This window comes from Streptomyces albireticuli (assembly GCF_021228125.1).
GTDB lineage: Bacteria > Actinomycetota > Actinomycetes > Streptomycetales > Streptomycetaceae > Streptomyces > Streptomyces albireticuli.
Genome location: NZ_JAJQQS010000002.1, coordinates 786480 through 807995, shown reverse-complemented (window position 1 = coordinate 807995; position 21516 = coordinate 786480). Strand labels below are relative to the sequence as shown.

Sequence of the window (21516 nt, the reverse complement as noted above, 5' to 3'; positions counted from 1 at the left end):
TCTTGACACGACACTTAACCGCGGCCGTGGCACACTTCGACCTCATGGAGGGGACGGGAGTTCGACTGCGGTCGCTACGCGCGGCGTTCTTCACCGCACTCTGTGTCACTCTCTCCGCGGCCTCGCACGTCCTGCTCTCGCGGGCGCCGCTGCCGCTGTCCACCGTCGCCGCGCTGTCGGCCGCCTTCTTCGTGATCGCCTACACGCTGGCCGACCGGGAGCGGAGCTACGGACGGATCGCCGCCCTGCTCGTGCCGCTGGAGCTGACGGCGGACACCGTCTTCACCACCGGCCAGCACGCCTGTTACGGGCGGGCCGGCGGACCGGTCGCGGGCCCGCTGCACGCCATCGGCCTCGATCTGGTCTGCCGCGGCGGCGACTTCGGCACCCCGCTGGCCCGGCTGGCCGCCCCGGAGGAACCGGGCCGCGCCGCCCCGGACGGCACGCTCCTCCCCTGGCTGCTGCTCGCCTGCCACATCGCGGTGGGCCTGCTGGCCGCCGCCTGGCTGCGCCGCGGCGAAGTGGCCCTCGGCCGGCTGCTGCGCGCCGTCGCCGCGTCCGCGTTCCGCCCCCTGCTGCTCGCCGTCACCGCGCCCGTCGCGGCCGTACACCCGGGCGGCGGGCCCGTACGCCCCGGCCGCCGCGCCCTGCCCCCGCGCACCCTCCCGCTCCTCGTCCACTCCGTGGTGCGGCGGGGACCGCCCCTCTGCCCGGCCTTCGCCTGAGCACAGCGGTCCCCACCACACCTTCACCCCACGGAGAACACCATGAGCAACCGGAACAACCAGCAGAACAAGCAGGCGGCCCGCGAGCGGCTGCGCGCCGAACGCGAGCGCCAGGCCAAGAAGGACAAGACCCGCCGCCAGCTCGTCGTGGCCGGCGCGATCGTCGTCGTCCTCGCGATAGCCGGCGGCGTCGGCTACGCCGTCAGCAACATGAGCGACGACAAGGACGGCGGCTGGGCCGGCGACAAGGCGTTCGTCCAGCCCAAGAACACCACGGGCGAGAAGGGCAACGAGATCGTCGTCGGCAGCCCCGCCGCCAAGGAGACCCTCACCGTCTTCGAGGACCCGCGCTGCCCGTCCTGCGCGAGCTTCGAGCAGAGCGCCGGCCCGCAGCTGCGCCAGGACGTGAAGGACGGCCGCTACAAGGTCCGGTTCGTCATGGTGAACTTCATCGACCAGATGGTTCCGGGCACCGGCTCGAAGAACGCCGTCAGCGCGCTCGGCGCGGCCCTGAACGTCGGCCCCGACGCCTTCGTCGAGTACAAGGAGGCCCTGTACTCCCCGAAGAACCACCCCGACGAGCGGGACGACGCCTTCGCGGACGACAAGAAGCTCATCGAGATCGCCCAGCAGGTCCCGGCCCTGAAGGGCAACAAGGACTTCGAGAAGAACGTCACCGAGGGCACCTACGACAAGTGGGCCGTGGAGATGGGCAAGCTGTTCGGCAAGGACGGCATCAACGGCACCCCGACGCTGCTCCACGGCGACAAGAAGATCCTCAAGGACGGCTCGCAGCAGCCGCCGATGGACAAGGACTCCTTCATCGCCGCGATCGACAAGGAGTTCGGTCCCAAGAAGAAGTGACGAACCGGTGATGAGCGGACGAACTGTCAGAGTTCGTCCGCTCATGGCCTTATCGGGAAGTAAGGTGATGGCCCGTGACCTCCCACGCCCACGCCCAGATATCGCGTCGAACCGCCGTCACGGCCGTCGCCGCCACCGCCGCGCTCCTTCCCCTCGCCACCGGGCCCGCCGCCCGCGCGGCGGGCACCGGCGCCCCGGCCTTCGTCCACGGCGTCGCCTCCGGTGACCCGCTGCCCGACGGCGTCCTGCTGTGGACGCGCGTCACGCCCGCACCGGACGCCGTGCCCGGCTCCGGGCTCGGCCCGGCCACCGAGGTGACCTGGGAGGTCGCCGAGGACGAGGCGTTCGGCAAGGTCGTCGCGCGCGGCACCGCCACCGCCACCGCCGCGACCGACCACACCGTCAAGGCGGACGTGCGCGGCCTGCGCCCCGCCACCGGCTACTGGTATCGCTTCACCGCCGGCGGCACCCGCTCCCCCGCCGCCCGCACCCGCACCGCCCCGGCCCACGACGCGGCCACGACCGGCCTCCGCTTCGGTGTGGTCTCCTGCGCCAACTGGGAGTCCGGCTGGTTCTCCGCCTACCGCCACCTCGCGGCCCGGGGCGACCTGGACGCGGTCCTCCACCTCGGCGACTACCTCTACGAGTACGGGACCGGCGTCTACCCGGCCGCCAAGCACGTCGTACGGCCGCACCGGCCCGCCCACGAGATCGTCACCCTGGCCGACTACCGCACCCGCCACGGCCACTACAAGACGGACCCCGACCTCCAGGCGCTGCACCGCGCCCACCCGGTCATCGCCATCTGGGACGACCACGAGTTCGCCGACAACGCCTGGGCCGGCGGCGCGGGCAACCACACCCCCGGCGCCGAGGGCGACTGGGCGACGCGGATGGCGGCGGCGAAGCGGGCGTACTTCGAGTGGATGCCCGTCAGACCCTCCGTCGAGGGCACCACCTACAGACGGCTGCGCTTCGGCAAGCTCGCCGACCTGCACCTGATGGACCTGCGGTCCTTCCGCTCGCAGCAGGCCAAGCCCGGCAGCGGCGCGGTCGACGACCCGGACCGCACCCTCACCGGCCGCGCCCAGCTCGACTGGCTGAAGACCGGACTGACTTCCTCCGACACCACCTGGCGCCTCGTCGGCAACTCCGTGATGATGTCCCCGGTCGCCTTCGGCGCCCTCCCCGCCGCCCTGCTGGAGCCGCTCGCCAAGCTGCTGGGCATGCCCGCGGGCGGACTGGCCGTCAACACCGACCAGTGGGACGGCTACACCCACGACCGCCACGAGCTGATCGGCCACCTCACCGACCACGCCGTGCGCAACACCGTCTTCCTCACCGGCGACATCCACATGGCCTGGGCCAACGACGTGCCGCGCAAGGCCGCCACGTACCCGCTGTCGGGCTCGGTCGCCACGGAGTTCGTGGTCACCTCGGTGACCGCCGACAACCTCGACGAGACCTTGAAGGTCCTCCCCCACACCGTGTCCCTGGCCGCCGCCGGCACGATCAAGGCCGCCAACCGCCATGTGAAGTGGGTCGACATGGACTCGCACGGCTTCGGCGTCCTCGACGTCACCCCCGAGCGGGCCCAGATGGACTACTACGTCCTGTCCGACAAGCGGAACCCGAAGGCGACGGCCTCGTGGAGCCGCTCGTACCGCACGCTGTCGGGCACGCAGAAGATGGAACGCGTACGGACCCCCGTGCGTTAGCCCCCGCGCGCCGTACGGACGGCGGACCTCCCGCCCGTACGGCGCCCGGCCGGGCCGCTACGCGCCGACCTCGTCCAGGAACGCCAGCGCCACCCGCCACGCGGCCTCGGCGGCCTCCTCGTCGTAGTCCGCCAGCTCCGGGTCCGTGAAGAGGTGACCCGCGCCCGCGTAGCGGTGCACCTCCACCTCCGCGCCGGCCCGCCGCATCCGCAGGTACCAGGCGTTCAGCCAGTCGTGCGGCTCGAACGGGTCGGGGTCCGCGACGTGCAGCTGGACGGGCAGCTCGTCGACGGCAGCGTCCTCGGCCAGGTCGGAGGTGCCGTGCAGGAGCAGCAGCCCGCGGGCCTTCTCGTCGCCCAGGGCCAGGTTCTGCGCGACCGAACCGCCCAGCGAGAAGCCCGCGTACACCAGGCCGCGGTCGGACAGCGGCGCCGCCGCGACGATCGCGCGCCTCAGCAGTTCCTCGTGCCCGATCTCGTCCTTGATCGCCATGCCGTCCTCGACGGTGTCCGCCGTCCGGCCCTCGTAGAGGTCCGGCACGTGCACCTCGTGCCCGGCGGCGCGCAGGCGCTCCGCGGCGGCGTGCACGGCGGGCCTGAGCCCGTACGCCGAATGAAAAAGGACAATCGTGGTAGAGGACGCCACTGGGGTCACTTCCTTACAGGTGGATCGCGTGTCCCCATCGTGCCAGCTACGGTCGGGGGGAAGCGCCCCACCGTGAGCCGTGACCGGCCCGGAAGGAGCTGAGGTGTCCATGGAGGGCGTACTGCGTCCGGTGTTCGTCATCGGCGGTGCCCTGGTCGTCACCCTGATCGTGGGGTGGATCGCCGACCGGGCGCTGCGCCGGATCAGCGGCAGACACCCCGAGACCCCGCTGTGGGACCTGCTGCGGCGCTGCCGGCTGCCGCTCCAGCTGGTGCTGTGCACGGCGCTGCTGCGCGCCGGCTACCGGTCCGCGGAGCTCACCGAGGAGCACGAGGAGGCCGTCGGCCAGGGGCTGACGCTGGTGCTGATCGGGGCGTGCGCCTGGCTGGTGGTGCGGGTGGCCGTCGCGATAGTGGAGGCGACCTACGCGCGGTACGCCGCCGGGGCCCACGACCCGGCCCGGGTGCGGCGGGTGCGGACGCAGGTCACGCTGATCCAGCGGGTGGTCACGGCGATCGTGTGCGTGGTGGCGGTGGCGGCGATGCTGCTGACGTTCCCGGCGATGAAGACCGTGGGCACGTCGATGCTGGCCTCGGCCGGTCTGATCGGCATCGTCGCCGGTGTGGCCGCCCAGTCCACGCTCGGCAATCTCTTCGCCGGGCTCCAGATCGCCTTCGGCGACGTGGTGCGGATCGGGGACACCGTCGTCGTGGACGGCGAGTGGGGCCGGGTCGAGGAGATCACCCTGACCTATCTGGTGGTGACGACCTGGGACGAGCGGCGCATCACCATGCCGGTGTCGTACTTCACCAGCAAGCCGTTCGAGAACTGGTCGCGCAACAACCCGAGGATGACCGGCACGGTCTTCTTCCACCTGGACCACTCGGCCCCGGTCGACCTGATGCGGGAGCGCCTGCACGCGGTACTCAAGAGCAGCCTGGAGTGGGACGAGCGGGCCTGGGGGCTCGTGGTCACCGACACCACGCCGTCCACCATCCAGGTGCGGGCGCTGGTGACCGCGCGGGACGCCGACGACATCTGGGCGCTGCGCTGCGTGGTGCGCGAGCGGCTGATCGAGTGGCTGCGCCTGGAGCACCCGTACGCGCTGCCGAGGCTGAACACCGCTCCGGCGCCGGGCAGCGGGGACGCGCCCGTACGGCGGCAGACCCCGCCGTGCGCCGGGGACGCCGGGCCGGGGCCGGGCACGGCCTGAGCCGGCGCGGGGCCGGGGCCGGCGGGTCAGCCGCCGCGCAGGCTCCTTATGTCCAGGTGGCGCAGCACCCGGTCGACGACCTCGGGGTCGGCGCCGGGCTCGCTGCGCGCGGCGAGCACCTCGTGACGGGCGGCGGAGAGCATCTCGGCCTGGACGCGCTGGATGGTGCGCAGCCGCTCCACGCGCCGGGCGTGGGCCTCGCGCCGCTCCTCGTCGACCATCTCGGGGCTGATGCGGGCGCCGACGTCGTAGGCGCGCCGGGTCAGCACCTCGGTGAGGTCCTCGGGGAGGTCCTCCTTCTCCTCGATCTCCAGCAGGCGGCGCTTGGCGGCCTTGGCCGCCCGGACGGCCAGCTTCCGCTCCAGTTCGCGGTCCACGTCGGAGTCCGCGCGCACCGCGAGCCGCCGGACCAGCCAGGGCAGGGTGAGTCCCTGGACGACGAGGGTGGCGATGATGACGGCGAAGGCGATGAAGAGGATCTCGTCCCGGGCGGGGAAGGCCGAGCCGTCGTCCCGCTCCAGCGGGATGGCCAGGGCGAGCGCCACGGAGGCCACGCCGCGCATCCCGGACCACCACATGACGACGGTCTCCCGCCAGCTCATCAGGACTTCCTCGTCGACGTCCCGGCGCTTGTGCAGCTTGCGGGCCAGCCAGGCGGCGGGCAGCAGCCACAGCAGGCGGACGCCCACCACGACCACGACCACGACGGCTCCGATGCCGAGCATCTCGGCCCAGCGGCCGGAGGCGGTTCCGATGGCGTTGTGCAGTTCGAGGCCGACGAGGCCGAAGGCGGCGCCGGTGACGAGGGTGTCGACGACCTCCCAGAAGGTGTGCCCGGCCAGCCGGCCCAGGACGTCGTCGGCGTCCGTCGCGTACTCGGCGAGGAAGAGCGCCGTGGTCAGCACCGCGAGCACGCCGGAGCCCTTGAACTCCTCGGCGAGGACGTAGGAGACGAACGGGACCAGCAGGGTGAGCCCGATCTGGAGGGTGGCGTCGCCGAGGATGTCCATCAGCCGTTTGGCGGCCCAGCCGAGTGCCAGGCCGACGGCCACGGCCACGACGGCGGAGAGCACCAGCGCGCCGACCGCCCGGGGCACCGAGAAGCTGCCGCTGACGGCCGCGGCGATGGCCACGTGGTAGAGCACGATGGCGGTGACGTCGTTGAAGAGCCCCTCGCCCTCCAGGATGGAGACGACGCGGCGGGGCAGGCCCAGCGAGCCCGCGACGGCGGTGGCGGCGACCGGGTCGGGCGGGGCGACGAGCGCGCCCAGCGCGACGGCGGCGGCGAGCGAGATGCCCGGCACGATCGCGTCGGCGACCGCGGCGACCGCGGCCGTGGTGACGAACACCAGCGCGACGGCGAGCAGGAAGATCGGCCGCCGGTTGGCCGCGAACTGGCGCCAGGAGGTGCGCTGGGCGGAGGCGTAGAGCAGGGGCGGCAGCAGCAGCGGGAGGATGAACTCCGGGGCGATGTCGACATTGGGGACGAACGGCAGCAGCGCGAGCGCGATCCCGCCGAGCGTCATCAGCACCGGTGACGGCAGCCCCAGCCGGTCCCCGAGCGGCACCGTGACCAGGGCCCCGAGCAGCAGGACGAACAGCAGGGCGAGCTGGTCCACGGAGGCCCTCCGGGCGGGTGGGGGACGATGATCCGTCCCCAGCCTGCCATGGGGCGTCCGGGGCGCCCGTTACCGGGAGCTGTCTGAGTGCCACGTGAGGTCTGCCGCGCGCAGGTGTGGTGCCCGGGCCGGCGGCCTGTCGGCGCGCTCCTTCCTCGGGGCCGCGGCCTCCGCCGAGAGCGTCCGGCGGACGTCCTCGGCGACGCCGCGCGGGCGCCTCGGCACGTCGCCGCGCCGCGCGTGCCGTCCCCGGTCGCCGGGCGGGCCGGATACCGCCGGGCGGGAGACAGGCGGGAGACGGGCGGCGGGAACGGGTCCAGGGGGAAGCCCCGGTGGTCCGGGCGCTCTCAGAGCGCCTTCGTCATCGCCCGGTGCGGGATGCCGCTGCCCTCATCGAACTCCGGGCCGTGCGCCGCGTACCCCAGCCGCTCGTAGAAGCCGAGCGCCGGCACCTGTGCCTCCAGGTAGATCCGGCGCAGGCCGAGCCGGCGGGCCTCGGCCTCCACCGCGCGGACGAGGGCCGCGCCCAGGCCGGTGCCCCGGGCGGCGCGGCCCACGGCGAGTCGGCCGAGGACTGCCGTGGTGTCGTCGCCGACGCCCGCGCGGGCGTACTTCTTCCGCGCCGGGGCGCCGTGCAGGAAGCGCACCGTCCCGACGGGGCCGGCCGGGCCGGAGGCCAGGAGGTGGACGGCGTCGGTGTCGTAGCCGTCGATCTCCTCGGCCTCCGGGACGCCCTGCTCGGCGACGAAGACCTCACGGCGCACGGCGTGGCAGCCGGGCAGCTCGCCGGGGCCCACGACCCTGACCGGGAAGGCGGCCGGAGCCCCCGCGCTCACGCGCTCTCGGCGCGCACGATGTCCAGGGCGCGCTGGAGGTCCTCGGGGTAGGCGCTCTCGAACTCCACCCAGCGGCCGTCCTCGGGGTGCTCGAAGCCGAGCCGCACGGCGTGCAGCCACTGGCGGGTGAGCTTCAGCCGCTTGGCGAGCGTCGGGTCCGCGCCGTAGGTGAGGTCGCCGACGCAGGGGTGCCGGTGCGCGGACATGTGCACGCGGATCTGGTGCGTACGGCCGGTCTCCAGCTTGATGTCGAGGAGGCTGGCGGCCCGGAACGCCTCGATGAGGTCGTAGTGGGTCACGGAGGGCTTGCCCTCGGCCGTCACGGCCCACTTGTAGTCGTGGTTGGGGTGGCGGCCGATGGGGGCGTCGATGGTGCCGCTCATCGGGTCCGGGTGGCCCTGGACCAGCGAGTGGTAGCGCTTGTCGACCGTGCGCTCGCGGAACTGCTGCTTGAGCAGGGTGTAGGCGCGCTCGGACTTGGCGACGACCATCAGGCCGGAGGTGCCGACGTCCAGCCGGTGCACGATGCCCTGGCGCTCGGCGGCGCCCGAGGTGGAGATGCGGTATCCGGCCGCGGCGAGGCCGCCGATGACCGTGGGGCCCGTCCAGCCGGGGCTGGGGTGGGCGGCCACGCCGACGGGCTTGACGATCACGACGATGTCGTCGTCGTCATGGACGATCTCCATGCCCTCGACGGGCTCGGCGACGATCTGCACGGGCGCGGGCGGGGCCGGCATCTCGACCTCCAGCCAGGCACCGCCGGTGACCCGGTCGGACTTCCCGGCCTCCGCGCCGTCGAGCTGGACCTTGCCCGCCGCCGCCAGCTCGGCCGCCTTGGTGCGGGAAAAGCCGAACATACGGGCGATTGCGGCGTCGACGCGCTCGCCCTCGAGGCCGTCGGGTACGGGCAGGGCGCGGATCTCGGGAATGGTGCTCACCCGTCGAGTATGACGGACGGCGCCGGCCGGGCCGCACGTCCGCCCTCGTCGTCAGTCCTTGTGGACCGTGCCGTCGGGGTCCAGACCGCGGAAGGAGAGGATGACGATCAGGAAGCCGCCGCAGACGATCGCGGAGTCCGCGAGGTTGAAGACGGCGAAGCCCTGGGGGGCGATGAAGTCCACCACACCGCCCTCGAGGCCGCCCGGCGCCCGGAAGAGCCGGTCCGTGAGATTGCCGAAGGCGCCGCCGAGCAGCAGGCCCAGCGCGATCGCCCAGGGCAGGCTGTAGAGCTTGCGGGCGATCCGGGCGATCACCACGATCACCGCGGAGGCGATGATCGTGAAGACGATCGTCATCGCCTCGCCGATGCCGAAGGCCGCGCCGCGGTTGCGGATCACGTCGAGCTGGAGCCAGGTGCCGAAGATCTCGATGGGGTCGTGGTGCTCCAGCTTGGCCACCACGAGCAGCTTGCTCCCCAGGTCGAGGAGGTAGGCGCAGACGGCCACCGTGAGGAGGACGGCGATGCGCCGCCCGCCCTTGGCCGCGCCTTCCGGCGCGCCCGCAGCCTCGTCGGCGCCTTCAGGCGTGCCGGTGGTCTGTTCCGCCTCTGTCACGTGAGTCCTTCGACGTCGTCCTGCCTGACTGAGGACGAGGGTACGGCACACACGCGCGAGCGGGTCAGCGGCGTTCCTGCCGCTGTTTGCACTCCACGCACAGCGTGGCCCGGGGAAATGCCTGCATACGCGCCTTTCCGATGGGCTTGCCGCAGTTCTCGCAGAGCCCGTACGTACCGGCGTCGAGCCGCTCCAGGGCCCGCTCGGTCTGGATCAGCATCTCGCGGGCGTTCGCCGCCAGGGCCAGCTCGTGCTCCCGGGTGATGTTCTTGGTGCCGGTGTCCGCCTGGTCGTCACCGGCGCCGTCGCCCGAATCGCGCATCAGGCCGCTGATCGCCTCCTCGGAGCTGGCGATCTCGGCACGCAGCCGCAGCACCTCGCTCTGGAGCTCCGTACGGGCCTCGGCGACCTCCGCCGGCGTCCAGGGCTCCTCGCCCGGCCGTACGGCGAGGGCGCCGGGGGCCGCGGCGGCCGTGCGGGCGCCGGGGACCTTCCCCGTGGCCCGCGCCCCTTCTTTCGCGTCCACGGTCTTCTTCGCAGCCACCGTCCTGGCTCCCGTCTTCTTCGCGGGTACCGCCTCATGGGCGGTCTTCGCGGCCGCTTCCGGGGCGGGCGCCCCGGCGGCCTTCGGAGCGGCCGCGCGCTCGGCGGCCGCCTTCTTCGCTGGTGCTTTCCCGGCAGGCGCCTTCTCCGCGGCTTTCTTCACGGCCTTCTCCGCGGTCTTCTTCGCGGTCTTCTTCGCGGCCGTCTTCACTGCCTTCTTCGCGGCCGTCTTCGCGGCGGGCGCCTCCGCCGGAGTCTTCCCGGCGGCCGTCTTCGTGGCCGCCGCCTTCTTCGACGTCACCTTCCTCGAAGCCGTCTTCTTCGCGGCCGTCTCCTTGGCGGCCGTCTTGGCCGCCGTCTTCTTCGCCACCGTCTTCTTCGCCGCGGTCTTCGCCGACGCCGTCTTCTTCGCCGACGCCTCAGCGGTCTTGCCCGCGCCCGTCCCGGCGGTCTTCCCCGCCGTCGTCCTCTTGGCGGGCGCGGTCTTCCCCGCCGGTCTCTCCGCCGGTTCCGCGGCCTTGGCCGTCCTCTTCGCCACCATGACCGCGGCCCCTTCACATTTTATGATCTTGCGCGCGAATCGTGCCGGAACGATAGATCTCCACCGGGCACGCAGCAACGGGGCACGCCGGTCTCATCGTTTGTGCCCCGCCCCCGGCCCTGTAATCGGCCCGGGCCGCTACCCGTACGGCCCCCCGGAATCCGGTAGGCCGCTCCGGGCCCGGGCCCGTACACTGGGCGCAGCGAAAGGCGTGGAAGGGACGAGTAGCTCCGCACGCGGCCATGAGCGACCCGGGGACGGTGGAAGCCCGGGGGTCCGCACGGTGTGAAGATCACCCCTGAGCCGCCGGAAGAACGCCCCACGGGGTCAGTAGAACCGGCGTCGCGGCCCAATGAGGGGGCCGGAGGCACCTGTGCCTGCGGCCAAGGAGGGTGGTACCGCGGGAGGCGCACGGCGCATCTCGTCCCTCCGACGGACAGCGCCAAGACGTTCCGCCGGAGGAAGCCTCAGATGAGTCCCCAGCCGCAGTACCGCCAGGTACCCGCTCAGGTGGACCTGCCCGCCCTGGAGCACGCCGTGCTCGATTTCTGGCGCGAGAGCAAGGTCTTCGCCCGTAGCCTCGAGCAGTCCGAGGGACGGCCCGAGTGGGTCTTCTACGAGGGCCCGCCCACCGCCAACGGCATGCCGGGCGCCCACCACATCGAGGCCCGCGTCTTCAAGGACGTCTTCCCCCGCTTCCGCACCATGCAGGGCTACCACGTCGGCCGCAAGGCCGGCTGGGACTGCCACGGCCTGCCGGTCGAGCTCGCGGTGGAGAAGGAGCTGGGCTTCAACGGCAAGCAGGACATCGAGAAGTACGGCATCGCGGAGTTCAACGCCAAGTGCCGCGAGTCGGTGACCCGCCACACGGACGCCTTCGCCGAGCTCACCACCCGCATGGGCTACTGGGTCGACCTGGACGACGCCTACCGGACCATGGACCCCGAATACGTCCAGTCCGTGTGGTGGTCGCTCAAGGAGATCTTCAACAAGGGCCTGCTGGTCCAGGACCACCGCGTCGCCCCCTGGTGCCCCCGCTGCGGCACCGGCCTGTCGGACCACGAGCTGGCGCAGGGCTACGAGACGGTCGTCGACCCCTCGGTCTACGTCCGCTTCCCGCTGACCTCCGGCCCGCTGGCGGGCGAGGCGTCGCTGCTGGTGTGGACGACCACCCCGTGGACCCTGGTCTCCAACACCGCCGCCGCCGCGCACCCGGACGTCACCTATGTGGTGGCCACCGACGGCACCGAGAAGCTGGTCGTCGCCGAGCCGCTGCTGGAGAAGGCCCTCGGCGAGGGCTGGACCGCCACGGGTCAGTCGTTCACCGGCCGCGAGATGGAGCGCTGGGCCTACCGCCGCCCGTTCGACCTGGTCGAGCTGGAGGACGCCAACTTCGTCGTCAACGCCGAGTACGTGACGACCGAGGACGGTACGGGCCTGGTCCACCAGGCGCCCGCCTTCGGTGAGGACGACCTCAGGACCTGCCGCGCCTACGGCCTGCCGGTGATCAACCCGGTGCGCCCGGACGGCACCTTCGAGGAGGGCCTCGCCCTCGTCGGCGGCCAGTTCTTCAAGAAGGCCGACGAGAAGCTCGTCGCGGACCTCGAAGCGCGCGGCCTGCTCTTCAAGCACATCGCCTACGAGCACAGCTACCCGCACTGCTGGCGCTGCCACACCGCCCTCCTCTACTACGCGCAGCCCTCCTGGTACATCCGCACCACCGCGGTCAAGGACCGGCTGCTCGAGGAGAACGAGAAGACCAACTGGTTCCCGGACTCGGTCAAGCACGGCCGCTTCGGCGACTGGCTGACCAACAACATCGACTGGGCGCTCTCCCGCAACCGCTACTGGGGCACCCCGCTGCCCATCTGGCGCTGCGAGGACAACCACCTCACCTGCGTCGGTTCGCTGGCCGAGCTCTCCGAGCTGTCCGGCACCGACCAGAGCGCGCTCGACCCGCACCGCCCGTACATCGACGACGTCACCTTCACCTGCACCGCCGACGGCTGCTCCCACACCGCCGTCCGGGTGCCGGAGGTCATCGACGCCTGGTACGACTCGGGCTCGATGCCGTTCGCGCAGTGGGGCTACCCGTACAAGAACAAGGAGCTCTTCGAGAAGCGCTTCCCCGCGCAGTTCATCTCGGAGGCCATCGACCAGACCCGTGGCTGGTTCTACACCCTGATGGCGGTCGGCACCCTCGTCTTCGACAAGTCGTCGTACGAGAACGTCGTCTGCCTGGGCCACATCCTCGCCGAGGACGGCCGGAAGATGTCCAAGCACCTGGGCAACATCCTCCAGCCGATCCCGCTGATGGACCAGCACGGCGCCGACGCCGTCCGCTGGTTCATGGCGGCCGGCGGCTCCCCGTGGGCCGCGCGCCGCGTGGGCCACGGCACGATCCAGGAGGTCGTCCGCAAGACGCTCCTCACCTACTGGAACACCGTCGCCTTCCAGGCCCTGTACGCCCGTACGTCCGGCTGGGCACCGTCCGCGTCCGACCCGGCGCCGGCCGACCGCCCACTGCTGGACCGCTGGCTGCTCGGTGAGCTGAACACCCTGACCGACCAGGTCACCCAGGCGCTGGAGGCGTACGACACCCAGCGCGCCGGCAAGCTGCTGTCGTCCTTCGTCGACGACCTGTCCAACTGGTACGTGCGGCGTTCGCGCCGCCGGTTCTGGCAGGGCGACGCGGCGGCGCTGCGCACGCTGCACGAGGTCGTCGAGACCGTGACCCGCCTGATGGCGCCTCTGGTGCCGTTCATCACCGAGCGGGTGTGGCAGGACCTGGTCGTACCGGTGGACGCCGAGGCCCCGGAGTCGGTGCACCTGGCGAGCTGGCCGGTGGCGGACGGCACGCTGATCGACCCCGAGCTGTCCCGGCAGATGCTGCTCGTCCGCCGGCTGGTGGAGCTGGGCCGCGCGACCCGCGCCGAGTCGGGCGTCAAGACGCGTCAGCCGCTGTCCCGCGCGCTGGTCGCCGCCTCCGGCTTCGAGTCGCTGGGCACGGAGCTGCGCGCCCAGATCACCGAGGAGCTGAACGTCTCCTCGCTGGCCTCGCTGAGCGAGGTCGGCGGCTCGCTGGTGGACACCACGGCCAAGGCCAACTTCCGGGCGCTGGGCAAGCGGTTCGGCAAGGGCGTCCAGGCGGTGGCCAAGGCCGTCGCCGAGGCGGACGCCGCCGCGCTGTCGCTGGCCCTGCGCGAGGGCACGGCCTCCGTCGTCGTCGACGGCGAGGCCGTGTCGCTCTCCCCGGACGAGGTAATCATCACCGAGACCCCGCGCGAGGGCTGGTCGGTGGCCTCCGACTCCGGCGCCACGGTGGCGCTCGACCTGGAGATCACCCCGGAGCTGCGGCGCGCGGGCCTCGCCCGTGACGCGATCCGGCTGATCCAGGAGGCCCGTAAGAACAGCGGCCTGGACGTCGCGGACCGGATCGCGGTCCGCTGGTCCACGACGGACGCCGAGACGTCCGGTGCGCTGGCCGAGCACACGGGCCTCATCGCGGACGAGGTCCTCGCGGTGGACTTCGCCGAGGGCGAGGCGGACGGCTCCTACGGCGAGGCGTTCGAGGACGAGGGTCTCGCTCTGACGTTCCGCCTCCGTAAGGCGTAACGGCACTGGAGCAACGCACCGGCTGCCCCGGGAGGTCGATCCTCCCGGGGCAGCCGGTTTTTCCGTATACCCATGTTTTGGCACCGTGCCTCGGGGCACCCGCACCTCAGCGTCTCCGCCCGTCCCCTCCGCCCTGGTGTCTCCTCATCCGTACTGCCATGCCCCTCGCCCGTCCCGGCCTCCGCGGGTGTCCCCGTGTTTGTCTCCGCGGCGTTTGTCTCCGCGGCAAAACGCTTTGGACACGAAACGGGCCGGGCCCGGGACAAAGTCCCGGGCCCGGCCCGATGATTGCCTACGGCTCGCGCCGAGCGATCAGTTGTCGTCCTCGTCGATCAGGAAGCCCCGCATGGGGGACGGCGCCTGCTGCATCGGCTGCTGGCCCTGGGGCCGGACCGGTGCCATCGGCTGCGTCATCGCCGGGGACATCTGCTGCTGACCGCCGTACGACGGGGCACCCATCGGGGTGTTGCCACCCATGGAGGTGTTACCGCCCATGGACGGGTTGCCGCCCATGCTGTGGCCGCCCATGCCCGCGCCGGCCGAGGCCATGGACCCGCTCATCGAGGGGGCCGCGGGCAGCGACGGGGTGTTGGGGTTGCGCGGCGGGGCCAGCGAGTCGTCCGCCTGGTTCTCCAGCTGACGGAGCTGGCTCTCCAGGTAGGACTTCAGGCGGGTGCGGTACTCGCGCTCGAAGCCGCGCAGGTCCTCGACCTTGCGCTCCAGCGTGGCGCGGGCGGACTCCAGGGAGCCCATCGCGACGCGGTGCTTCTCCTGGGCGTCCCGCTCCAGGGCGTCGGCCTTGGCACGGGCGTCCCGCTCCAGACCCTCGGCACGGCTGCGCGCCTCGCCGACGATCTTGTTCGCCTCGGAACGGGCCTCCGCGATCGCCTGGTCGGCGGTCTGCTGGGCCAGCGAGAGCACCCGTGCGGCGCTGTCACCGCCCGGACCCTGACCCGGCTGCGGCAGCTGGGGGCCGGGGCCGCCCATCGGACCGTTCTGACCCATGGCGTTCTGACCCATGGGGCCGTTCTGCCCCATCTGGCCCTGACCCATGCCGTTCTGACCCATAGGACCGCCCTGACCCATCGGACCGTTCTGTCCCATGGGACCACCCATCGGGCCGCCCATCGGGCCGTTCTGACCCATCGGGCCGGGCCCGTGCGGGCCCTGGGGACCGTGGCCGTGACCGCCGGGGCCGGCCGGCAGCTGCGGGGCACCGCCCGGAAGCTGCGGCGGGCCGCCCATCTGCTGCTGCTGCGGCACCGGCTGCGGTCCGGATATGGCGGCGGGTACCGGCGCGCCGGGTCGCTGGTCCTGCGGCTCGGGCTTCCGCATTCCCTGCTGCTGCTGGTTCTGCGCGGCGGCACGCGTCGCGGCGGCCAGCTTGGCGCGCAGGTCCTCGTTCTCCCGGAGCAGTCGGGTCAGTTCGGCCTCGACCTCGTCGAGAAAGGCATCGACCTCGTCCTCGTCATAGCCTTCTCGGAGACGGACGGTCGTGAACTGCTTGTTCCGCACGTCCTCGGGGGTCAACGGCATCTCTTCTTCACCTCAACGTAGTCGTCGGCAATCGGCAAGACCGTATCGTTCACAGCCGCGTTCACAGCCGGCTCACGACGGTGATCAGGATGTAGACGATGATCATCAGTACGAAGAAGGACAGGTCGAGCGCCACGCCCCCGAGACGCAGCGGCGGGATGAACCGCCGCAGAAGCTTGAGTGGCGGATCGGTGACAGTGTAGGTCGCCTCCAGGACGACCACCATCGCCTTACCGGGTTGCCATGAGCGAGCGAACTGGAAGACGTAATCCATCACCAGCCGGAAGATCAGAACGAACAGGAAGCAGTACAGCGCGATGTAGATCACCTGCAGTGCGATGTCCATCTCGCGCTTCCCTCTCCCCTTGCTCGTACCCGGCCTGTTAGGCCGTCATTCATCCGGCATTGCCCGGTATTGCGTCTCAGCTCTGATTGAAGAACCCGCCCTCTGCGATGCGGGCCTTGTCCTCCGCCGTGACATCGACGTTAGCAGGAGACAGCAGGAACACCTTCTGCGTCACCCGCTCGATGCTGCCGTGGAGACCGAAGACCAGACCGGCGGCGAAGTCGACGAGACGCTTCGCGTCCGTGTCGTCCATCTCCGTCAGATTCATGATCACCGGGGTGCCCTCCCGGAAGTGTTCCCCGATGGTACGGGCCTCGTTGTAGGTCCGGGGGTGCAATGTCGTGATGCGGTAGGGCTCCCGCTCGGACACAACCTTGGGCATGATCACCGGTGCGTTCTTCTCCAGAGAGTGGCGTTCGGGTGTGATGGACGCCACGGGGGCGATTCGGGCGGGTCGTCCCGTTTCCGCTACGAGCGGAGCGGGTTCGCGTTGTGCAGGTGGCTGGGCGACTCGAACCGGTTCGTCCGGTTGCGTCTGTTGAGACTGGTGCTGCTGCCTGCGGCGGTCGGGCTCAGGCTCGGGCTCGAACTCGTCGTCGGGGTCGAAACCCGGGCCGTCGTACCCATCGTCCTCCACGAGGCCGAGGTAGACCGCCATCTTGCGCATCGCGCCGGCCATTCTCTGCGTCCTCCGCTCTGTGGTGGATCGGCTCCGTCAACGGCGCCTTGGATCCACTTGGTCTGCCCGCCTTTTGACGGTAATGACCATATTTTCTGCTGTGGTCCGACTTCTTGGCGACGTTACCCGAGCCTGGGTCGGACTCCGAGCACCGCCGATCCGACACGTACATGTGTCGCCCCGGCCGCCACGGCGTCATCCAGGTCCGCGCTCATCCCTGCTGACACCATGTTCGCAGCAGGATGGGCCGCGCGCATGCCCGTTGAGATTTCCAGCAGCCGGTCGAAGGCCGCCCGGGGGCGCCCGGCGAACGGGCCGGCGAGCGGAGCCACCGTCATCAGTCCGGCGGGACGCAGCCCTTCGGCCGCGGCGAGCCCGTCGGCCAGCGCGGCCACCCCGTCGGGCGCGACCCCGCCGCGGTCCCCCCGCTCACCCGACTCGGCGTCAAGAGCCACCTGGATCAGGCAGTCGAGCTCACGGCCGGCCCGGACGGCGGCCGCGGACAGGGCGGTGACCAGTCGATTGCGGTCGACGGAATGCACCACATCGGCATAACTCACCACCGAACGCACCTTGTTCGTCTGCAATTGTCCGACAAAGTGCCAGGTGAGGGGCAGATCCGCGCACTCGGCCGCCTTGGGCGCGGCGTCCTGGTCGCGGTTCTCCGCGACGTGCCGGACGCCGAGTTCGGCGAGGAGGCGCACATCACTCGCGGGGTAGGTCTTGGTGACCACGATCAGGGTCACTTCGTCCCGCGCGCGCCCGGCGGCGGCACAAGCGGAGGAGATACGTTCCTCCACGCGCGCCAGATTGTCGGCGAGTTCCGTTTTACGGTCCGTCACAGCTCAGTCCAACCAGACATAACTCGCGAGCCGCCCTGTGGTGTGCTCGCGCCGATATGAGAAATGATCCCGCGATTCCAGCGTGCAAATGTGAGATTGTCCGCTGATATTCACGCCGAGTCGGGCCAATTGGGCCCTTACCCCCGCGGCGACGTCCACGGCCGGGGTGCCCCGGCGGGTGGTGGCCCACGCCTCGGGCACCACCGCGGCGACCTCGGCCCGCATGGCCTCCGGAACCTCGTAGCAGAGGCCGCAGACCGAGGGGCCGGTGCGGGCGACGATCCGGGCCGGGTCCGCGCCGAGCGCGGTCATCGCCTCGACGGTCGCGGGGACGACCCCGGCGACCAGGCCCGGGCGGCCGGCGTGGGCCGCGCCCGCCACCCCGGCGACCGGATCGGCCAGCAGGACGGGGGTGCAGTCCGCGGTCAGGACCGCGAGGGCGAGCCCCCGGCGGGCCGTCACCACCCCGTCGACGGCCGGAATGTCCGATGCGCCCCAAGGTCCGTCGACGACGGCCACCTCGCGGCCGTGCACCTGGTTCATCCAGACGACCGCCGCGGGGTCGAGGCCGAGGCCCTTCGCCGTCAGCTCGCGGTTGGTCAGGACGGCCGCGGGGTCGTCGCCGACCGCGCCGCCGAGGTTGAGCTCGTCATACGGAGCGGCGCTCACCCCGCCCCACCTGTCGGTGAAGGCGAAGTGCGCGCCGCTCGCGTGCTCTTCAATTGTCACTGCGTGCTGTTGCCCTATCACTGGGGGCCGCTCACTCGCTCGTTGGCACTACTTGAGGAAGTCCGGGACGTCCAGTTCCTCGGCGGTCGAGTCCTGGTACGGACGGGCCGGCGGGACCTGCGGGGACGAGACCGGCGGGGCCGGGATCTCGTTGACCGGGGCCGGCTCGGACAGCGGCTCCTCGCTGCGCGGGGTGACGCTGCCCAGTCCGCCGAAGGAGGACCGGGACGGCTCGGGCGTGGCCGGACGGCTCGGTGCCGCCGAGGCCGGTGCGCTCTCCTCGCGGCCCGCGCCGTAGGAGGAGCCGAGCACCTTGTCGCGGCTGCCCTTGGCCGGCGGCTGGCCGCCGTCGAAGCCCGCCGCGATGACGGTGACCCGGACCTCGTCACCGAGGGCGTCGTCGATGACGGCGCCGAAGATGATGTTGGCCTCGGGGTGGGCCGCCTCGCTGACCAGCTGCGCCGCCTCGTTGATCTCGAAGAGACCGAGGTCGGAGCCGCCGGAGATGGAGAGCAGCACACCGCGGGCGCCGTCGATCGACGCCTCCAGGAGCGGCGAGGAGATCGCCATCTCCGCGGCGGCCACCGCGCGGTCGTCGCCGCGGGCGGAGCCGATGCCCATGAGCGCCGAGCCCGCCTCGGACATCACGGACTTGACGTCGGCGAAGTCGAGGTTGATCAGGCCCGGGGTGGTGATCAGGTCGGTGATGCCCTGGACGCCCGAGAGCAGTACCTGGTCCGCGGACTTGAACGCGTCGAGCACGCTCACCTGGCGGTCCGAGATGGACAGCAGTCGGTCGTTGGGGATCACGATGAGGGTGTCGACCTCGTCGCGCAGACCCGCGATGCCGTCCTCCGCCTGGTTCGCCCGGCGGCGCCCCTCGAAGGTGAACGGGCGGGTGACCACGCCGATCGTCAGGGCGCCCAGCGAGCGGGCGATGTTGGCGACGACGGGGGCACCACCGGTGCCGGTGCCGCCGCCCTCGCCCGCGGTGACGAAGACCATGTCGGCCCCCTTGAGGACCTCCTCGATCTCCTCGCGGTGGTCCTCGGCCGCCTTGCGGCCGACATCGGGGTTGGCGCCGGCGCCGAGACCGCGGGTGAGCTCACGGCCGACGTCGAGCTTGACGTCGGCGTCGCTCATCAGCAGGGCCTGCGCATCGGTGTTGATCGCGATGAACTCGACGCCCTTGAGACCGACCTCGATCATCCGGTTGATGGCGTTCACGCCACCGCCGCCGATTCCGACGACCTTGATGACTGCGAGGTAGTTCTGCGGTGCTGCCACGTCGAAGGCCTCTCGCCTCGAGTTACGTATGCCTGGGGGACGGTTCTCATTGCCGACCCGAACCCTCAACCTTAAGTTTAGGGTTACCGGTGCCACTGTTCGCTGGGGTTCTCCGAACAGGACACTAAGTCGACAAGCCGCGCGTGTTCAACGAACACGCCGAACCTCCCGTTTTTCTTTTCACCCTATGTGATCACCCATAGCCGTAGCCAGCCAGGGTGTCGGCCGACCGCCCCGGGCGTCAACTCCCCGACGCCGCCGGAGCGCTGGGAGCGCTCACATCGAAGTGCCGCGCCCCCCGCGCCGCCTTCATCAGCGCGGTGAGCGTACGGGCTTTCGCGTCGCCCCGCTCACCGCTCCCCCAGACCACCGTCCGACCACCCGTCAGCTCCAGGGTGATGGAGTCGTACGAGCGTACGCGGATGGCACGGGTGTCCGCGCGGACGTCCGCGGGCAGCGACTCGGCGACCCGGACGCCCTCGCGCTCCAGCCTCGGCGGCCCGAACCGGCGGAGGCTCGGCGAGTCCGCGGCCTCGACCGTCAGCCGCGGGACCCCTTTCGGGGCGCGATCGACTGTGGCGAACCGCACGCCGTCGCCGTCGATTTCGATGTACTTCCCGGCCTTCTCGACGATCGCCCGTGGCTGACGTTCGACCACTTCGAGGGCGATCCCGCGCGGCCAGGACCGCTCGACGGACACGGTGTCGATCCTCGGCAGCCGCTCGCGCAGCCGCTCGGCGATGGCGTCGGTGTCCACGGAGGCCAGGGGTTCGCCCAGCGGGACCTCGGCGGCCTTCCGCACCTCCTCGGGCGTCAGCACCCGGACGCCGCTGACGTCCACGTGCCGGGCCCGCAGCCAGCTGGAGCCGTAGAGGGCCCAGCCGGCGGCGCCGCCGAGGAGCACCGCGGCGGCGGTCCAGAGCAGCAGCCGCCGCCGGGGCACCCGGAGCCGGAGGCGGCGGAGGAGACGGAGGCGGCCGCGGGGCCTCCGCGGCTTGCGCTTGGCCGGCCGGGGCGGGCCGGACCGCACCGCCTTCCCGCCCTTGGGGTTCCTGCTCTTCGAGCCACCGCGCTGAGCGGTCGACGGTCCGGCCACGCTCCCCTAGCCTCCTGCTCCTACGGGCGCTCAGCCCGCTCTGCGTGCGGCAATAGCCTCGTACACCATGCCGACGAGCAGCTCGTCGGCGTCGCGGCGCCCGAACTCACCGGCGGCGCGGGACATCGCGTACAGCCGGTGCGGGTCGCCGAGCACCGGGAGCACCTCGCGCTGGAGCCACTCGGGGCTGAGCTCGGCGTCGTCGACCAGCAGGCCGCCGCCCGCCTTGACCACCGGCTGGGCGTTGAGCCGCTGCTCGCCGTTGCCGATGGGCAGCGGGACATAGGCGGCCGGGAGCCCGACGGCGGACAGCTCGGCGACGGTCATGGCGCCCGCGCGGCAGAGCATCATGTCGGCCGCGGCGTACGCGAGATCCATCCGGTCCACATACGGTACCGGGACATAGGGCGGCATTCCGGGCATGTTGTCCACATGCGGCATTTCATTCTTCGGACCGACCGCGTGCAGGATCTGGATCCCCGCGCGCTGCAGGAACGGAACGGTGGACTGGACGACCTCGTTCAGCCGGCGGGCGCCCTGCGAACCGCCGGAGACCAGCAGGGTCGGCAGGTTGGGGTCCAGCCCGAAGTACGCCCGCGCCTCGAACCGGGCCGCGGCCCGGTCGAGGGTGGCGATGGTGCGCCGCAGCGGGATGCCGACGTAGCGGGCGTTGCGCAGCTTGCTGTCCGGGGTGGACACCGCGACACCGGCCGCGTAGCGCGAGCCGATCTTGTTGGCGAGGCCGGGCCGGGCGTTGGCCTCGTGCACGATGATCGGCACGCCGAGCCGCTTGGCGGCCAGGTAGCCGGGCAGCGCCACATAGCCGCCGAAGCCGACCACGCAGTCCGCCTTGGTGCGCTCCAGGATCTGCTCGGCGGCCTTGATGGTGCCGCGCAGCCGTCCGGGGACGGTGATCAGCTCGGGCGTGGGCTTGCGAGGCAGGGGTACGGCGGGGATGAGCCCGAGTTCATAGCCCCGCTCGGGCACCAGGCGGGTCTCCAGACCCCGCTCCGTGCCGAGCGCCGTGATCCCCACGGTCGGGTCCTGCCTGCGCAGGGCGTCCGCGAGGGCGAGCGCGGGCTCGATGTGGCCGGCGGTCCCCCCACCGGCGAGTACGACATGCACCGAA

19 protein-coding genes are annotated in these 21516 nt (G+C 71.6%); 5 read left to right on the top strand and 14 right to left on the bottom strand.

The features are described from left to right. The first annotated feature begins 44 nt into the window (after window positions 1–44). From LUZ64_RS03760 to LUZ64_RS03750, 3 genes are all read left to right on the top strand, one after another. Window positions 45–725, top strand: a complete 681-nt coding sequence (locus LUZ64_RS03760; protein WP_095583007.1) for a hypothetical protein — start codon at window positions 45–47, stop codon at window positions 723–725. 42 nt (window positions 726–767) lie between these two features. Further along, the gene (locus tag LUZ64_RS03755) at window positions 768–1589 is read left to right on the top strand and encodes a thioredoxin domain-containing protein (protein ID WP_095582993.1); all 822 of its coding nucleotides are present in this window, start codon (window positions 768–770) and stop codon (window positions 1587–1589) included. A gap of 74 nt (window positions 1590–1663) precedes the next feature. After that, the gene (locus LUZ64_RS03750) at window positions 1664–3307 is read left to right on the top strand and encodes an alkaline phosphatase D family protein (RefSeq protein WP_095582994.1); all 1644 of its coding nucleotides are present in this window, start codon (window positions 1664–1666) and stop codon (window positions 3305–3307) included. Between the two features lie 57 nt (window positions 3308–3364). On the opposite strand, the gene LUZ64_RS03745 is transcribed toward LUZ64_RS03750, so the two are convergent. Next, window positions 3365–3952 (bottom strand): dienelactone hydrolase family protein, encoded by a 588-nt coding sequence (locus LUZ64_RS03745; protein ID WP_087928509.1) that lies wholly within the window; start codon window positions 3950–3952, stop codon window positions 3365–3367. A gap of 109 nt (window positions 3953–4061) precedes the next feature. On the opposite strand from LUZ64_RS03745, the gene LUZ64_RS03740 reads away from it, so the two are divergent. After that, window positions 4062–5165 (top strand): mechanosensitive ion channel family protein, encoded by a 1104-nt coding sequence (locus LUZ64_RS03740; protein ID WP_095583008.1) that lies wholly within the window; start codon window positions 4062–4064, stop codon window positions 5163–5165. A gap of 26 nt (window positions 5166–5191) precedes the next feature. On the opposite strand, the gene LUZ64_RS03735 is transcribed toward LUZ64_RS03740, so the two are convergent. The 5 genes from LUZ64_RS03735 to LUZ64_RS03715 all read right to left on the bottom strand — a co-directional run bounded on the left by LUZ64_RS03735 (window position 5192) and on the right by LUZ64_RS03715 (window position 10257). Continuing rightward, window positions 5192–6784: a Na+/H+ antiporter gene (locus tag LUZ64_RS03735; RefSeq protein ID WP_095582995.1), complete on the bottom strand. Its 1593-nt coding sequence runs from the start codon at window positions 6782–6784 to the stop codon at window positions 5192–5194. A 347-nt stretch (window positions 6785–7131) separates the two neighbouring features. Continuing rightward, on the bottom strand, window positions 7132–7620 hold the full coding sequence (locus LUZ64_RS03730; RefSeq protein WP_095582996.1) for a GNAT family N-acetyltransferase: 489 nt from the start codon (window positions 7618–7620) through the stop codon (window positions 7132–7134). After that, entirely contained in the window at window positions 7617–8558 is a 942-nt protein-coding gene (locus tag LUZ64_RS03725) for an RluA family pseudouridine synthase (protein ID WP_095582997.1), read from the bottom strand. Before LUZ64_RS03725 ends, LUZ64_RS03730 begins: the two co-directional genes overlap by 4 nt. Before the next feature lie 51 nt (window positions 8559–8609). Beyond that, window positions 8610–9173, bottom strand: a complete 564-nt coding sequence (gene lspA, locus LUZ64_RS03720) for a signal peptidase II (RefSeq protein WP_095582998.1) — start codon at window positions 9171–9173, stop codon at window positions 8610–8612. Between the two features lie 64 nt (window positions 9174–9237). Then, entirely contained in the window at window positions 9238–10257 is a 1020-nt protein-coding gene (locus LUZ64_RS03715; RefSeq protein WP_095582999.1) for a TraR/DksA family transcriptional regulator, read from the bottom strand. 471 nt (window positions 10258–10728) lie between these two features. Between LUZ64_RS03715 and ileS the strand changes: the two genes are divergently transcribed. Then, entirely contained in the window at window positions 10729–13872 is a 3144-nt protein-coding gene (gene ileS / locus LUZ64_RS03710; protein WP_095583000.1) for an isoleucine--tRNA ligase, read from the top strand. Window positions 13873–14184: 312 nt separating this feature from the next. Here the strand turns inward: ileS and LUZ64_RS03705 are convergent, their stop codons facing one another. From LUZ64_RS03705 to murG, 8 genes are all read right to left on the bottom strand, one after another. After that, complete coding sequence (locus LUZ64_RS03705) at window positions 14185–15408, bottom strand: DivIVA domain-containing protein (protein WP_095583001.1); 1224 nt, start codon at window positions 15406–15408, stop codon at window positions 14185–14187. Between the two features lie 61 nt (window positions 15409–15469). Next, entirely contained in the window at window positions 15470–15754 is a 285-nt protein-coding gene (locus LUZ64_RS03700) for a YggT family protein (RefSeq protein ID WP_087928500.1), read from the bottom strand. 76 nt (window positions 15755–15830) lie between these two features. After that, window positions 15831–16433: a cell division protein SepF gene (locus LUZ64_RS03695; RefSeq protein WP_087928499.1), complete on the bottom strand. Its 603-nt coding sequence runs from the start codon at window positions 16431–16433 to the stop codon at window positions 15831–15833. 122 nt (window positions 16434–16555) lie between these two features. Further along, a complete protein-coding gene (locus tag LUZ64_RS03690) occupies window positions 16556–17275 on the bottom strand; it encodes a YggS family pyridoxal phosphate-dependent enzyme (RefSeq protein WP_095583002.1) in 720 nt (239 codons plus the stop codon). Between the two features lie 3 nt (window positions 17276–17278). Then, on the bottom strand, window positions 17279–18025 hold the full coding sequence (gene pgeF, locus LUZ64_RS03685) for a peptidoglycan editing factor PgeF (RefSeq protein ID WP_095583003.1): 747 nt from the start codon (window positions 18023–18025) through the stop codon (window positions 17279–17281). A 27-nt stretch (window positions 18026–18052) separates the two neighbouring features. Beyond that, window positions 18053–19291 (bottom strand): cell division protein FtsZ, encoded by a 1239-nt coding sequence (gene ftsZ / locus LUZ64_RS03680; protein WP_087928496.1) that lies wholly within the window; start codon window positions 19289–19291, stop codon window positions 18053–18055. Window positions 19292–19532: 241 nt separating this feature from the next. Continuing rightward, window positions 19533–20387 (bottom strand): cell division protein FtsQ/DivIB, encoded by an 855-nt coding sequence (locus tag LUZ64_RS03675; protein WP_095583005.1) that lies wholly within the window; start codon window positions 20385–20387, stop codon window positions 19533–19535. 30 nt (window positions 20388–20417) lie between these two features. Further along, window positions 20418–21512 carry an undecaprenyldiphospho-muramoylpentapeptide beta-N-acetylglucosaminyltransferase gene (gene murG / locus LUZ64_RS03670; RefSeq protein ID WP_095583006.1) on the bottom strand — a complete coding sequence of 365 codons (1095 nt, stop codon included), beginning with the start codon at window positions 21510–21512 and terminating at the stop codon, window positions 20418–20420. Window positions 21513–21516: the final 4 nt, after the last annotated feature.